14 protein-coding genes are annotated in these 15,249 nt (G+C 58.9%); 7 read left to right on the top strand and 7 right to left on the bottom strand.

Annotated features, from left to right (window positions below; genetic code table 11):
- Window positions 1-19: 19 nt before the first annotated feature.
- The 5 genes from ACRQ84_RS14380 to ACRQ84_RS14360 all read left to right on the top strand — a co-directional run bounded on the left by ACRQ84_RS14380 (window position 20) and on the right by ACRQ84_RS14360 (window position 4,799).
- Window positions 20-952 (top strand): ABC transporter permease, encoded by a 933-nt coding sequence (locus ACRQ84_RS14380; protein ID WP_064741320.1) that lies wholly within the window; start codon window positions 20-22, stop codon window positions 950-952.
- Window positions 949-1,833, top strand: coding sequence for an ABC transporter permease subunit (locus tag ACRQ84_RS14375; protein WP_007891891.1), 885 nt, complete (start codon window positions 949-951; stop codon window positions 1,831-1,833). The genes ACRQ84_RS14380 and ACRQ84_RS14375 overlap by 4 nt, the downstream gene beginning before the upstream one ends.
- A gap of 2 nt (window positions 1,834-1,835) precedes the next feature.
- A complete protein-coding gene (locus ACRQ84_RS14370) occupies window positions 1,836-2,882 on the top strand; it encodes a P1 family peptidase (protein WP_483816415.1) in 1,047 nt (348 codons plus the stop codon).
- Between the two features lie 107 nt (window positions 2,883-2,989).
- Window positions 2,990-3,811, top strand: a complete 822-nt coding sequence (locus ACRQ84_RS14365) for a M55 family metallopeptidase (protein WP_483816414.1) — start codon at window positions 2,990-2,992, stop codon at window positions 3,809-3,811.
- Window positions 3,812-3,962: 151 nt separating this feature from the next.
- Window positions 3,963-4,799, top strand: a complete 837-nt coding sequence (locus tag ACRQ84_RS14360; protein ID WP_483816413.1) for a fumarylacetoacetate hydrolase family protein — start codon at window positions 3,963-3,965, stop codon at window positions 4,797-4,799.
- A 111-nt stretch (window positions 4,800-4,910) separates the two neighbouring features.
- Here ACRQ84_RS14360 and ACRQ84_RS14355 read toward each other — a convergent pair whose 3' ends face one another.
- From ACRQ84_RS14355 to ACRQ84_RS14330, 6 genes are all read right to left on the bottom strand, one after another.
- Window positions 4,911-6,437, bottom strand: a complete 1,527-nt coding sequence (locus tag ACRQ84_RS14355; protein WP_483816412.1) for a serine hydrolase domain-containing protein — start codon at window positions 6,435-6,437, stop codon at window positions 4,911-4,913.
- Window positions 6,434-7,174: an ABC transporter ATP-binding protein gene (locus ACRQ84_RS14350; protein WP_064741347.1), complete on the bottom strand. Its 741-nt coding sequence runs from the start codon at window positions 7,172-7,174 to the stop codon at window positions 6,434-6,436. The genes ACRQ84_RS14355 and ACRQ84_RS14350 overlap by 4 nt, the downstream gene beginning before the upstream one ends.
- A gap of 100 nt (window positions 7,175-7,274) precedes the next feature.
- Window positions 7,275-8,102: an ABC transporter ATP-binding protein gene (locus tag ACRQ84_RS14345; RefSeq protein ID WP_064741314.1), complete on the bottom strand. Its 828-nt coding sequence runs from the start codon at window positions 8,100-8,102 to the stop codon at window positions 7,275-7,277.
- Complete coding sequence (locus ACRQ84_RS14340; RefSeq protein WP_064741313.1) at window positions 8,103-9,002, bottom strand: ABC transporter permease; 900 nt, start codon at window positions 9,000-9,002, stop codon at window positions 8,103-8,105.
- Window positions 8,999-10,009 carry an ABC transporter permease gene (locus ACRQ84_RS14335; protein ID WP_483816411.1) on the bottom strand — a complete coding sequence of 337 codons (1,011 nt, stop codon included), beginning with the start codon at window positions 10,007-10,009 and terminating at the stop codon, window positions 8,999-9,001. The genes ACRQ84_RS14340 and ACRQ84_RS14335 overlap by 4 nt, the downstream gene beginning before the upstream one ends.
- Window positions 10,009-11,604: an ABC transporter substrate-binding protein gene (locus tag ACRQ84_RS14330; RefSeq protein WP_483816410.1), complete on the bottom strand. Its 1,596-nt coding sequence runs from the start codon at window positions 11,602-11,604 to the stop codon at window positions 10,009-10,011. The genes ACRQ84_RS14335 and ACRQ84_RS14330 overlap by 1 nt, the downstream gene beginning before the upstream one ends.
- A 187-nt stretch (window positions 11,605-11,791) precedes the next feature.
- Here ACRQ84_RS14330 and ACRQ84_RS14325 point away from each other — a divergent pair, with 187 nt between their 5' ends.
- Together ACRQ84_RS14325 and ACRQ84_RS14320 are read left to right on the top strand one after the other, a co-directional pair.
- A complete protein-coding gene (locus tag ACRQ84_RS14325) occupies window positions 11,792-12,847 on the top strand; it encodes a dipeptidase (RefSeq protein ID WP_483816409.1) in 1,056 nt (351 codons plus the stop codon).
- A gap of 2 nt (window positions 12,848-12,849) precedes the next feature.
- The gene (locus ACRQ84_RS14320; protein ID WP_483816408.1) at window positions 12,850-13,764 is read left to right on the top strand and encodes a LysR family transcriptional regulator; all 915 of its coding nucleotides are present in this window, start codon (window positions 12,850-12,852) and stop codon (window positions 13,762-13,764) included.
- Window positions 13,765-13,850: 86 nt separating this feature from the next.
- Here ACRQ84_RS14320 and ACRQ84_RS14315 read toward each other — a convergent pair whose 3' ends face one another.
- Window positions 13,851-15,203, bottom strand: coding sequence for an MFS transporter (locus tag ACRQ84_RS14315; protein WP_064741308.1), 1,353 nt, complete (start codon window positions 15,201-15,203; stop codon window positions 13,851-13,853).
- Window positions 15,204-15,249 lie beyond the last annotated feature (46 nt).

The raw sequence follows: 15,249 nt of genomic DNA, 5'->3' as shown, positions 1-15,249 counted from the left end.
ACCCATTCAAAGGAACCGCATGTTCGCATACATCATTCGCCGACTGCTGGAGATGATCCCCGTTCTGCTGGTGGTCTCGCTGCTGGTCTTCGGCTTCATCAAGCTGCTGCCTGGCGATCCGGCGCGCATCTACGCTGGACCGGACGCGCCTTTAGCTGCGGTGGAAGCCGCGCGTCAGCATCTCGGACTTAACGATCCGCTGCCGCAGCAATATATCAACTGGATCGGCGGCCTGCTGCGCGGCGATCTTGGCGTCACCTATCGCACCCAACAACCGGTGCTGGAGGTGATCAAACAGGGCTTTATGCCAACGCTGTGGCTGGCGCTGGCCGGTTTTGCCTGGTCGGTGATTCTGGGGTTATTCCTCGGCGTCTTTGCCGCGCTAAAACGCGGAAAATGGCAGGACTGGACCTTAATGAGCGTCGCCGTCGGCGGCATCTCGATGCCGACCTTCTGGCTCGGTCTGCTGCTGATCCAGTTCGTCGCCATGCCGTTTGGCCTGTTTTCGGTCAGCGGCTTCAACCAACCCAGCGACATCGTATTACCCGCTATCACGCTCGGTTCGTCGGTGGCGGCGGTGATGGCGCGCTTCACCCGCTCGGCGTTTCTCGAAGTGGCGCAGGAAGATTATGTGCGCACCGCCAAAGCCAAAGGGCTGCGCAATCGGCTGGTGACGTGGAAACACGTGATGCGCAACGCGCTGATCCCGGTGATCACCATGCTCGGTTTGCAGTTTGGTTTTCTGCTCGGCGGATCGATCGTGGTCGAAAGCGTCTTCAACTGGCCGGGATTGGGCTGGCTGTTGATCGAGTCGATCAAAGCGCAAGATCAGCCGGTGATTCAGGCGTTGGTGATGCTGTTCGTGTTTGAATTTATTGTGATTAACCTGCTGGTCGATCTGCTGTATGCCGTGGTCAACCCAGCGATTCGCCTGCGACAGGAGCCTTCATGAGTCTGCAATCTCTGCCTGCCCACGCGCAGGAGGCGATCCGTTCGCCGTGGCGCGATTTCCTGCACGCGCTGGTACGTAATCCGCTGGCGCTGGTTTCCGGCGGCTTTGTGCTGCTGCTGGTGCTGGTGGCCATTTTTGCGCCGTGGCTGGCGCCCTGGGATCCGATGGCGCCAGACTGGATGGCGCTGTCATCGCCGCCGTCCAGCACGCACTGGATGGGCACCGATGAATTGGGCCGCGATCTGTTCAGTCGCATCATCTTTGGCGCGCGCATCTCGCTCTATGTCGGCGTGCTGTCGGTGACGCTCGGCATGGTGGTTGGCGTGCTGCTGGGCCTGCTGGCGGGCTATTATGGCCGCTGGATCGATATGCTGATTATGCGTGGCTCCGACGTGCTGTTTGCCTTTCCCGGCATGTTGCTGGCGATTGCGGTGGTGGCGATTCTCGGTCCGGGACTGAACAACGTCATCATTGCGGTGGCGATCTTCAGCGTGCCGGTGTTTGCCCGCATTGTGCGTGCTTCCACCTTGTCGCTGAAACAGGCGGCGTATGTCGAAGCGGTGCGCTGCGCCGGCGCGCCGGATCGCGTGATTCTGCTGCGCCATATTCTGCCAGGCACGCTCTCTAACGTGATTGTCTATTTCACCATGCGTATCGGCACCAGTATTCTCACTGCCGCCGGCCTGAGTTTTATCGGCCTCGGCCCGGAACCTGATGTGCCGGAGTGGGGCAATATTCTGGCGATGAGCCGCAGCATGATGATGGCCGGCTTATGGCACGTCAGCGTGTTTCCCGGCCTGGCGATATTTATTACCGTGCTGGCGTTTAACCTGCTGGGTGACGCGCTGCGCGACACGCTCGATCCCAAACTGAAGAGCTAAGCATGGATTTTCAACAACTGCAGCGCGACTTGCTGCTGCAACGCTGGCGCAGCGAGCGTCAGCTGGGACAACCGCGCACCGTTAGCGGTGCCACCAATCGCCTTAGCGATGTACCGGGCGTACGCGTCGGGCATTACACGCTAGCCGACGGCGAGCGACAAACCGGCGTCACCGCGATTGTGCCGCCGGGCGACAATCTGTTTACCCAGCCGCTGCCCTGTGCGGCGGCGGTGTTTAACGGTTTCGCCAAGCCGGTTGGACTGGTGCAGGTCGAAGAGTTGGGCGTGCTGCAAACGCCGATTTTGCTGAGCAACACGCTGGCAGTCGGCACGCTGTTTACTACGCTGGTGCGCGATGCCATCAGCCGCAACAGCGAGTTGGGCCGCAGTTTGCCAACCGTCAATCCGCTGGCGCTGGAGTGCAACGACGGCTGGCTCAACGATATTCAGGCGTTGGCGATCACCGAAGCGATGGCGCAACAGGCCCTGAATAACGCCACGGCCGATTTTGATCGCGGCAGCGTTGGTGCCGGGCGCGGTATGAGCTGCTTCAGTTTAAAAGGCGGCATTGGCACCGCATCGCGCATGATTCCGTCGCTCAATGCCACGCTGGGCGTGCTGGTGCTGGCGAACTTCGGCGCATTAACCGCGCTGACGCTGGATGGCGTGCGCCTCGGGGAAATGATCGCGCCGCTGCTGCCGGCGCTGACGCCGCAACGCGATGCCGGTTCCATCATCATTATTATGGCGACCGATGCGCCGCTCGATGCGCGTCAACTGAAGCGCGTCGCCAAACGCGCCGGTGCCGGTTTAGGACGTTTGGGCAGCTATTGGGGCCACGGTTCGGGCGATATTGCTGTGGCGTTCGCCACCCAGCCGCAGCCGCAACCGCCGGAAGAATCTGCGCTGGAACCGCTGCTTGCCGCCGCCGCCGATGCCACCGAGCACGCGGTGCTGGATGCCTTATTAAGCGCTGAAGCCGTCACCGGTTTTCGCGGCCATCATCGTCCATCGCTGACGAATGTACTTGATGAACTGATCAAACCGTAGCGGCGCAATTTATTGCGCAATGCCCGGATGGGCTCGGTGTTGCCATTGAAATGCGCGATAAATCGCGCCGCTACGAATCGCAGAAATTTCAACCTACTGGAAGCCCCATGAAAATCTTCATCTCAGCCGATATCGAAGGCATCGCGGGCGTAATGCGTCCGGAACAGTGTTCACCCGGTCACGCGGAGTACCATTTAGCGCGCGGTTTGATGGAGCAGGAAGTCAACGCCGCCATCGATGGTGCCTTCGCCGGTGGCGCAACCGAAGTGGTGGTCGCCGACAGCCACGCGCAGATGACCAACCTGCGCGCGGAAAATATCGACCCGCGCGCGCGTATGGTGCAGGGCAAACCGCGCGGCTTATCGATGGTGGAAGGCATTGAGCAGCAGCCATTTGATGGCCTGTTCTTTATCGGCTTCCACAGCGCGGCGGGCGAACCGGGCGTGCTGGCGCACACCATTAACGGCCGTGCGTTCTGGCGTATTCACATCAACGGCAAAGTGATGGGCGAAAGCGATATCTATGCGGCAGCAGCAGCTGAGCAGGGCACGCCGCTGTGGCTGGTGAGCGGTGACGATCAGCTCAAAGGCTGGATTGCTGAACACTATCCATCGGTGGATTACGTTTGCGTGAAACGCGCCATCTCGCACACCTGCGCAGAATCTATCAGCCCGCAGGCGGCGCAAAATGCTATTCGTGCTGCGGCGACCGCCGCCGTGCAGCGGAAACGGCAGATCGGCACCACGCGTCTGAGCGCGCCCTATGAGATGCAGCTGCAAGCCAGCAAACCGGTGCTGGCGGATCTGTTCAGCCTGATTCCCGGCGTAACGCGCCTCGACGCGGTTACCGTGGGCTATCGCGCGGATGACATGAACACGTTAATTAGCCTGCTGAGCGCTTTCTCTTATCTGGCGAGCACACAGTCATAATCCGGTGCGCATTAATGCGCACCCTACGACGTTGCCACATGCAACACGTAGGGGCGCCATTGATGGCGACCGCTAAATCAGCAGGTCGGTCCGCATCTCCTGCTGAATTTTGCTAACCTGCGCGCAATTTATATATAACAACGAGGCAGTCATGCAGCTCTGCAGTTTTTATCTCATTGAACAGCAAAGAAAAAGTTACGGTATTGTGCAGCATGAGGGCGTGATTGACATCGGCGCGCGTCTCGGCGCTGACTGCCCGGATCTGAAAACATTGCTGCAACGCGGCGCATTAAGCGATCTCGATGCCTACGTTTCGCAGCCGATTGATCATCCGTTTAGCGCCATCCGCTTCCTGCCGGTGGTGGAAAATCCTGGCAAAGTGTTCTGCGTTGGCATGAACTACGCCGATAAACGCAAAGAGTTCGCCGAGACGATTGAAGCGCCTACGCTGTTTGTACGTTTCGCGGATTCACTGGCGGCGCACAAACAGCCGCTGCTGAAACCCGTGACGACGCAGGAATTTGATTACGAAGGCGAACTGGCGGTGATCATCGGCAAAGCGGCCTATCAGGTGAAAGCCGCCGATGCGCTGCAGCACGTTGCCGGCTACAGCTGCTTTATGGACGCCACGGTGCGCGACATGCAATTTACCTGGTTCACCGCCGGGAAAAACTGGCAGCAAACCGGCGGTTTCGGGCCGTGGATGACCACCGCTGACGAAATCCCCGATCCGCAGCAGCTGGCGATCAAAACCTGGCTCAATCAGCGCGAAGTGCAGAACGACACCACCGCCAGCATGGTGCATCCGGTAGCGAAAATCATCGAGTACATTTCTGCCTTCAGCCCGCTGTCGCCAGGCGATGTGATCATCACCGGTTCACCGGGCGGCGTCGGTAAAAAACGCACGCCACCGCTGTTTATGTTCCCCGGCGATGAGATTGAAGTCGAAATCGAGAAAATCGGTCGTTTACATCATTACGTGGCTTAGCGCCCGTCATACTTCGAGCCGCCGCTGCGTTGGCTACGTGTGCTCACCCCAGTCACTTACTGATGTAAGCTCCTGGGGATTCACCCACTTGCCGCCTTGCTGCAACTCGAATTATTTAGGGCGTGCTGTCTGTAAAAAGCGCACTACCCGGCTGCGGTTCAACATCAGCCGCAGCGAATCGCCTGCGCGCGCCATCACAAAACGCTTCTCCCACGGGCCATCCTGCGCGGTGGCGAGGACGCGATCGTTGCCCAGCGACTGCAACCGCGCGCGAATCGCCGCCGGGCCGATGCCTATGATCAAGTTGTCCCCTTCAACCACTAACTCGCTGCGCCACTGCGGCGCGAACCAGCGGCCCTGCAGATTATCGAGGCTGGCCTGATCGGCCTGCACCGGCACAAAACGTCGTGCGGCATGACCGATTTCACCCACAATCGCCGCGCCATCATGGCGTAACTGCATGGGGAAGGTGCTGGAGAGCGACACCGCATCGCCGTGCGCATCATCGCGCCACAAGGTTTCACCTGCGCCAAGCCAGGTGGCGGTCACGCCTTTGATTTCCAGCCAGTCGGCGGCGTTTTCCGCCACGTAAAGGCCGGGCGTTAAATCATGCCCTTTCTCCGGTAACGCGCGATTCAGCAGCGCTGCCATCACCCGCAGTACGCTTTCTGAGGTGGTGACATCTTCGCGGTTGGCGACCAGCGCCACACCCAGTTTCAGCTCCGGATGCAGCAGGAAATAGCTCTTATAACCGGCATGCGAGCCGCCGTGGCCAAACAGCGTTTGGCTACCGAGCGTCGAGCTGGTGATGCCCAACCCGTAACCGCTGGTGCGGCCATCGTTGAGATTGCGCGGCGCACTCAGGCGCTGTAACACGCCCGCGCCTGGTCCGCTATCGGCCAGCAGGCTTTGCAGCCAGCGCGTCAGATGATTGAGGCTGCCGGTGACGCTACCTGACGCCGAAAGATGCAATCCGGCGCTGGCAAGCTGCCACTGCGTGCCGTTTTGCCAGTAGCCTGGCACCAAACCGGGCACGATATCGAACCAGCTTTCCGGCGCAATCAGATTGATATCCAGCGGATCGCAGAGGTACTGCTGCAGCAGATCGTTAAACTGCACACCTTTGGCTTTCAGCGCCTCTTCAACCAGCCGATAGCCGGTGTTGGTGTAAGAGATTTCGCTGCCGGGCGCATAGTTGAGCTCGCCTTCACACGCGATAAAATCCAGCAGGTCGGCGGCGCTGGTGGCGTTAAACACCGACAATCCCAGCAGCGATAAGGTTTCGCGCACGTCCGGCAGGCCGCTGCTCATGTCCAGCGCCTGGCCGACAGTAATTTGCCCGTTGGCACCGCTCAGCTGCGGCAGATGTTGTACCAGCGGGTCATCAAGTTGCAGATAGCGGCGGCCGGGGCCAGTCACCAAAGCGGCAAAGATGTGTTTGGTGATCGAGGCGAAACGCACCACGCTGTCGGCGCTGAACGGCGTTTGCTGCGCCAAATCGGCCCATCCGGCGCAGTGGGTTGAGTGAATCTGCTGCGCATCAAACAGGATCATCGCGCCGCCCGGCGCGCCGGGCTGTTGCCAGCTTTCAGTGATCTGTTGTGCGACATCCGCAGCGTGTTGCCAGTTAGCGGTCATGCCGGTTCCTCCAGCGTCATGCTGAGATCGAAAAGTTGAGCGGTATGCGGATGCTGGATGCGCCGCGCGCGCAGATCGTCGGCGCTTAGCTGCTCCACCATTTCACCATTCTGCATCACGCCAATGCGCTGACACAGGTGCGTTACCACCGCGAGGTTATGCGTCACCATAATGTAGGTGAGTTTACGTTCGCTGCGTAGATCGCTGAGTAAATTCAGGATTTCGGCCTGCACTGACACATCCAGCGCTGAAGTCGGTTCGTCGAGCAGCAGCACTTCCGGTTCGGCAATTAACGCACGGGCAATCGCCACGCGCTGACGCTGTCCGCCGGAAAGCTGATGCGGATAGCGAAAACGTACTGCCGCCGGTAAACCCACTTCGCTCAGCGCCTGGCTGATACGCTGTTCGGCGCGATCGAGCCGATGCACCAGCAGCGGTTCATGCAGGATGCGATCGATGGTCTGGCGCGGATGCAGTGAACCAAACGGGTCCTGAAACACCATCTGCACCTGACGATAGAAAGTGCGGCTGCGTTTGGCGCTAAGCTGCATGCCGCCAAACAGCATGCTGCCGTGCCAGTCGGCATTCAATCCGGCGAGCGCGCGCAGAATGGTGGATTTACCCGAGCCGCTTTCGCCGACCAGGCCAAAGCTTTCGCCATTGCCAACCGCAAAGCTGACGTTATTCACCGCCGTGTGCGCACCAAAGGCGATGTGCAGGTTATCGATTTGAATCATGGTTTGCTCCCAGCGGGCATTAAAACGGTCGGCATGAATGCCGACCCTACAAAAACGCGCTGAACGGTCGTAGGGTCGCCATTCATGGCGACCTGGCCAATTATTCCCGCCACGCGGCATCGCGCTGCAGTACGGGTAAACGCTCACGCGGATGACGCAACGACGGCAAACACGCCAGCAAACCGCGCGTATACGGATGCTGTGCCTGCTGCAATTGTCCGGCATCCAGCAATTCAACGATGCGGCCGCCGTACATCACCGCCACGCGATCGCAGAAGTGCGATACCAGCGGCAGATCGTGGCTAATCAGGATCAGCCCCATGCCGCGCGCTGACACTAACTCGTCAATCAGCTTAAGGATGTCGGCCTGCACCGTGGCATCCAGCGCGCTGGTGGGTTCATCGGCGATCAACAGCTCCGGATCGGGTGCCAGCATCATGGCAATCATCACGCGCTGGCCCATGCCGCCGGAGACTTCATGCGGATAGCGTTTTGCCACGGCTGCGGGATCGCGAATCTTCACCTGTTCCAGCAGTTCTACCGCCGCCTGCATCGCCGCTTTGTGGCTGCCGCCTTTGTGCTCGCGCCAGGCTTCGGCAATTTGCTGACCAATGGTCATCACCGGATTAAGTGAATATTTCGGGTCCTGCAGGATAAAACCAACGCGCTTGCCGCGAATTTTCCGCATCACTTTTTCGCTGGCACCGCGCAGATCGATGCCATCAAAGCGCAGCACGTCGGCGCTGACTTCGGCATTGCCCGGCAATAACTGCATCAGGCTGCGCGCCGTAAGTGATTTGCCGGAGCCGCTTTCGCCGACAATGGCAAACTTCTCGTGGCCCACGCTAAAACTGACGCCGCGCACCGCTTCAAAAGTTTCGCTGCGTGAGCGAAAGGCAATGCGCAGATTACTAATTTCCACCAACATTTAGCGCTCCTTGGGATCCAGCACGTCGCGCAGACCGTCGCCGAGAAAGTTGAACGCCAGTGACGTCAGGAAAATCGCGATACAGGGCATCAGCGGCACCCACCACTCGCTGAACAGGAAGCGACGCGCGGTGGCGATCATCGTGCCCCATTCCGGTGACGGCGGCTGCGCGCCCATGCCGAGAAAGCCGAGGCTGGCGGCGGTGATGATAATGGAGCTCATATCCAGCGTAATGCGCACAATCAGGCTCGGCACGCACAGCGGCATGATATGGCGCAAAATGATGCGCAGCGGCGAAGCGCCGGTCAGACGGCTGGCGGCGATAAAATCGCTGTGGCGGAACTGCAGGGTTTCGGCGCGTGCCAGACGCGCATACGGCGGCCACGACGTCAGGGCAATCGCCAGAATCGCGCTCTCGACACCCGGTTTCAGTGCGGCAACAAACGCCAGCGCCAGAATCAAACGCGGAAAGGCGAGAAAAATATCGGTGATGCGCATCAGCGCTTTATCGATGAACCCACCGGCGTAACCGGCGATACAGCCAATCAGCAGGCCGAGCGGCGCGGTCAGCAGCACCACGGCGATCACCATGCCTAGCGTGGTGCGGCCGCCGTAGATAATGCGCGTCCAGACATCGCGCCCCAATTCATCGGTGCCGAGCCAGTGCGTGACAGAAGGCGCAGCGAGGCGGTTTTCCAGATGCTGCACACCGGGATCAAACGGTGTCAGCCACGGCGCAAAAAGCGCCAGCAGCAGCATGACGGCCACCACCAATAAGCCGGCCATCGCCAATGGATTGCTGCGCAGGGTGAGCCACAGACGATAGCGTCGGCCCCACACCGCCTGGCGGCGGTTGGCTGGCGTGTCGTCGAGTAGCCAGTCACGAGAGAAGAAGATCATTTTACGCGCGGGTCCCAAAGTCGATAGAGAAGGTCAGCCAGCTGATTGAGCAGCACATACACGGTGCCGACTAACAAGGTCGCGCCGACCACCGGATTCATGTCAGCATTCATCAGCGAGGTGGTGAGATATTGGCCGAGGCCAGGCCAGGCGAAGACGTTTTCTGTGACCACCGCGCCTTCCAGCAACCCGGCGTAGGTTAACGCCAGCACCGTCACCAGCTGCACCGCCACGGTGGGAAAGGCATGCCGCCAGATCACCCGCCGTGACGACAAGCCTTTGGCGCGTGCGGTAATCACAAACTCGCCGCTTAAGGCGTTGAGCATAAAGGTGCGCGTCATGCGGGTGATGTAGGCCATGCTGAAATAGGCCAGAATCAGCACCGGCTGCGCCATGTGCGCCAGCGCATCCCAGAAGGCGTCAACCTCACCCGCCAGCAGCGAATCGATGGTGAGGAAGCCGGTGACCTGCGGCACCATATCCTGCCAGATGATGTCCTGCCGTCCGGGGCCGGGCGCAATGCCGAGCACCGCGTAGAACACCAGCAAGCTCAGCAGCGCCAGCACGAATACCGGCAGTGAATGGCCTGCGAGACAGATCACGCGAATGGTTTGGTCGACCCACGAACTTTGACGCACCGCCGCCCATACGCCGAGCGGAATGCCCACCAGCGCCGCGATGATGATGGCGGCCGTCGCCAGTTCCATGGTGGCGGGGAAGAAGCGGGCGATGTCGGTGAGCACCGGATTCGAGGTGAGAATCGATTTACCGAGATCGCCATGCAGCAGTTGATTGAGGTAGTGACCAAACTGCACGTAAAGGGGCTGATCCAGCCCCATTTCCGCCCGCACACGCTCAACGACCGATTGCGGTGCGTTATCGCCGACCGCCGCCAGCACCGGATCGGTGGGCATGACGCGGCCGATGAAAAAGGTCAACACCGACAGGCCAAACAGCGTCAGCACCAGGCTTCCCAGGGTGCTGACGATTCTCTTCAGTAACGGCATCAGGCTTTTTTCACCTGCGCATACGGCCACTGCTCCAGCACGGTCATGTGTACGTCGGTGATGTTCTTGCCGCAGGCGGTGGTCTGCACCTGCTGCATCATCGGAATGAACGGGCTCTTTTCGCGATGCAGACGCTGAATCTGTTCGTACAACGCAATGCGTTTCGCCGGATCCGGCTCGTGCAGCGCCTGCACGGTCAGCTGGTTGAATTCATCGTCCGACCAGCCGCAGCGCCATGCCAGCGTGCGGTTGCGCGCATTGGTGCTGTTATCGGTATTGACGCAGAATGCTTCGGTGTTGGAGTTGGGATCGAAGTAATCCGCGCCCCAGGACGTGATAGCCAGCTGATGCTGACGCGCACGCATCTTGGTGAGCACCTGACGGTTTTCGGAAGCAATCAGCGACACTTTGATGCCAATTGCGCCCAACTGCGTTTGCACCGCTTGCGCGATATCGGGATACGGCTGCATCGAGTAGTGATCAAGCGTGATCTCGAAACCGTCCGGGTAACCGGCTTCTGCCAGCAACGCTTTGGCTTTGGCGACATCTTTGTGGAACGGCGTGTCATCCAGCGCCGCCGGGAAACCGCCGGGCAGGAAGCTTTGATGCACGGAATAGGTCTGTGACAGGATATTTTTCTGGATGCTTTCGTAATCCAACGCCCACTTCAACGCTTGCCATACCTGCGGTTTTTTTAGCAGTTCATGGGTGGTGTTGCACGACATCAGCATGATCGCCGACAAACGCTCTTTCACCAGCGACACTGAGCTGTCATTTTGCAGCGGCAGCAGCTGTTCGGTGGTGAGATCGTAGGCCACATCCACATCGCCTTTTTTCAGCATCAGCGCCTGTGCGGCCGGGTCGGCGATATGTTTGAGGATCACGCGTTTGATTTTACTCTGCGCGGTAAATTGCGGGCTCAGTTCCAGAATCACCGTTTCGCTGGCGTTCCAGGTGCGCAGGGTAAAGGCGCCTGAGCCGGCGCTGTGCTGTTTCAGCCAGCCGTTGCCGAAATCGTTGTTCTGCTGGTTCGCCAGACAGGCTTTCTTCGACACCACGCAGCCAACGGTGGCGGACAAGCAATACAGCAGGAAGCTTTCTGCTGCCGGCGCGCCAAGTTTCATCTCAACGGTATGCGCATCTTTCGCGGTGACCAGCTGCGTCACGTTGTCTTTGGTAAAACCGAACTGGTTGATAATAAAGGCCGGGCTTTTATCCAGCTTGACGATGCGTTCAATGGAAAACGCCACATCTTCTGCGGTGAGCGGCGAGCCATCGGCGAATTTTGCCGCCGGATCGAGGTGGAAGGTGTATGTGCTGTTATCGCTGCTGACCTCCCAGCTTTTTGCCAACTGGCCAATCACTTTGTCGGCTTGCTTTGGATCTGGCGTAACTAAACGTTGATACAGGTTGCCGCAGATCTGGCCGCCGGTGGCTTCGAAGCTTTCATGCGGATCCAGACTGGTGATGTTATCGAGCTGCATTGCCATCACCAACATGGTCGGCGGCGTAGCGGCAAAGGCCGAATTCAGGCTGAGGTAGGAAACAACAGGTACAGCGGTGCATCCTGCAAGAAAACGTCTTCTGGTAACCATGTAAACTCCCAACTGATTGATAATTAAAATAAAAAATTGTTATTTTGCATTTTTATGTCTTGACTTTCCGCCCGTGCGGGAGGATTAATACCGACGCTAAACCCTTTGTTTCACGCGCCCCGTTTTGGTGCAATTTGCTCCGCCAGCTGGCAGTGCGCGCCTTTCTCTGAACATGGAACCGAACAACATGTCTGACTCGTCGATCTGCGATATTCCGGTCTTTGACGGCCATAACGATGTGCTGAATAAGCTGTGGCAGCACCATCAGCCGGACGCGGTGAATGCATTTTTCACTGGCTGCAAAAACGGCCAAATGGACTTTCCGCGCATCCGTCAGGGAAAGATGTTAGGTGGCATTTTCGCCACCTGGGTGCCGTCCCACCCTCTGATTGCAAGAAGTGCGCCAGACCTCGCAGATTTTCCTCAGGAAATTATCAACTCAGCGCGCGACGCCACCTTTTCTATGCTGGCGCTGCTGCTGCGCATTGAGCAGGCCTCGAACGGGCAGGTGAAGATTTGCCGCAGCGTGCGCGATATTCGCCACTGCATGGCAAACAAAGTGTTAGCGGTGGTGATGCACGTTGAAGGCGCGGAAGCGCTGGATACCCACGGCGAGCTGCTCGATATGCTCTATGCCAGCGGTTTACGCACGCTGGGGCCGCTGTGGAGCCGTCCGAATCAGTTTGGCGACGGCGTGCCGTTTCTTTATCCCTCGTCGCCGGATATCGGTAACGGACTGACCGAGGCGGGCAAGCAGCTGGTGCGCGACTGTAATCGCCGCCGCATCATGGTCGATCTGTCGCACATGGATGAGAAAGGCTTCTGGCATACCGCTGAGATCAGCGATGCACCGCTAGTGGCGAGCCACTCTAATGCGCATGTGATCAGTGCGCAGTCGCGTAATCTCACCGATCGCCAGCTGGCGGCGATTGCCGAAACCAACGGCTTTGTTGGCGTCAATTTTGCGGTGCCGTTCCTGCGGGAAGACGGCGATCGCCATGCGCCAACCGGTGTCGATGCCATCGTGCGTCATGTTGAATATTTGCTGGAAAAAGTGGGGGAAGATGGCGTCGGATTTGGTTCGGATCTGGATGGCGCAACCATGCCGGGCGATCTGAAAGACGTGGCCGGATTCCCGCTGCTGGTGCAGGCGCTGGCAGCTCGCGGCTATTCACGCGAGCTGCTGGAGAAGATTTGCCACGGCAACTGGCTGCGCGTGCTTGAAGCCACCTGGGGCGAATAATCATGCGGCTGCGGCATATTGAAGTGTTTCAGGCGATTGTGCAGACCGGCAGCATCAGCGCGGCAGCGCGCTTGCTAAATGTCTCGCAGCCGAATGTCAGCCGCGTGCTGAATCACGCCGAGCAGCAGCTCGGTTTTGCACTGTTTGAACGGCGCGCGCAGGGGATGATCGTCACCGCAGAAGGGCGGCGCTTGCTACCGGAAGTGGAAGATATCTACCAACGTTTACAGGCGATTACCCAGTTAACCGAACAACTGCGGCGCGGTGAAGGGCAAACGGTGCGCGTCGGCGCTGCACACGCGTTTGGACAGATGGTGTTGGCACCGGCGCTGGTGAACTGGCGACAACAGGCGGCGTCGGTCAGCGTGGAGTTGGTCACCGAGCACTTCAGCACCTTGTGTCGCATGATCATTGATAACCAGCTCGATTTCGCGCTGGTGTTTGGTCAGCAGGTGGAGGCGGATTTACTGGCAGAGCCGCTGTTTCAGTCGTCGATGGTGGCGTTACTACCCCGCGATCACACTCACAATGAGCCGGTGACGCTGGAGTGGCTGTGCGCCAACAACCTGCTGATGATGCAAAATCAGGATCCGCTGGGTCGCGTGCTGCACCGCGCGCTGCGCGATAAAGGGCTGAATCCGGCGGTATCGCTGTCGATCAAAACCTATTCGGTGATTGCCGATATGGTGCTGGCGGGCGGCGGCGTGGGGATTGTCGATCTGTTCACCGCCTGCCGCTATGCCGATCAGCTTAAGCTATTGCCGGTAGCGCAGCCGCTACCGTTTGAAGTGATGTTGATCAGTCGCCGCGATCAGCCGCAGTCGCAATCGACGCTGCAGCTAAAACAGGTGATTCGCAACAAGCTGTGGGAGATTGCGCGCCAGTGTGAATCGCAGTTTTTCACCCGCCCGGCATAACGCCTGTTGCTGGTGCGCATAAATGCGCACCCTACAAAACCCGTACGGTCGCCATTTATGGCGACCGTCCCGCATCCCGCTCCGAATCAAACCCCATCGGTAATCGGTTTACGTACCAGCAGCAAATACGCCAGCGCACCCACCACCGTCACACCGGCGCAAATCATCAATGCCAGGCTAAATGACTTGGTGGTATCCAGCACCCAACCGGTGATCACCGGCGCGAACGAAGCGAACACGAAGCTGGCGAAGTTCTGGATGCTGCCGACCGAGGCCGTCATACGCGCCGTCACGTTGGCGTGAATCAAACCCCAGCACGATGTCCCGGCAAAGTGGATGCAAAACAGCGCCATACCAATCATAGTGACGGCGCTGGTGGTGTCGGTGGCACGGGTTACAAAGGCGGTAAACGCAGCGGAAAGCAGCATACCAGACACGATAGAGACCTTACGCACCTTGACCGCATCATGACCACGACGTACCAGCGCATCGACCACATAACCGTTCAGCAGCATGCCTGCCGCGCCGAACAGGAATGGAATCGCGGCCAGTAAACCGGTGCTTTTCAGGTCGAGGTTATACGTCGATTGCAGATAGCCCGGCAGCCAGGCGATGTACAGCCACGCGGTGTAGTTGATGCCGCTGAAGCCAATCATCATGCCCCACATGGTGCGCTGCTTGAACAGCCCGCGCCACTCGGCAAAACTCAGCGGCTCTTTACGTGACGCCACGCTGCCCGCCTGCAAATAGTGAATCTCTTCACCGCTCAACTTACTGTTGTCGCGGTCGCGGTACATCAGATACCAGCCAACGGCAAGGAACATGCCGAGCACGCCGATGGTGACAAACATGCCGCGCCAGCCCATCACCATCATCATTGCCGCCAGAATAGGTGGCGCAATGGATAACCCAATCATCGAGGCGGCGTTAAACATGCCCATCGGCATGCCGCGATCTTTGATATTGAACCAGTCGTTGATCACCTTCACGCCGCACGGGTTCATCGGCGCTTCACCAATACCTAAACCGATGCGCACCAAAATAAATTGGGTAAAGTTATGCACCAAACCGGCGGCGGCCTGGAACAGCGACCAGAAGAACATGCCAATCGCCAGCATAATGCGCGGCCCTTTGCGGTCGAGCAGCGCACCGCACGGCAGTTGTGCAAGGCCATAAGCCAGCGAGAAGGCAGACAGCAGCACACCAATTTCGGTAGCGGATAAGCCCAGTTCGCCGCGGATGGTCATATTGGCGACCGATAGCGAACTGCGGTCGAGGTAGTTAATCATGGCGGCAAACAGCAGCAGCAACATGGCGGTGACCTGAATCTTTTTGATGCGCGGTGAGCGCACCACATCACTGCGCGCCGGGATAAAATCTTGCCCGTCCGCAGCGGGTTGTGGCGCGTTTTCGCGGCCACGAGCCGAAGTATTTTCCATTGCAACCTCCCGGATCTGGGTACTTATCGTTATGCGTTTGAGTGGG

This window comes from Pantoea sp. E2023-21, assembly GCF_051302795.1.
GTDB lineage: Bacteria > Pseudomonadota > Gammaproteobacteria > Enterobacterales > Enterobacteriaceae > Pantoea > Pantoea ludwigii_A.
The sequence above is the reverse complement of the archived record's forward strand: the minus strand, read 5'-3'. Positions and strand labels throughout refer to the sequence as shown.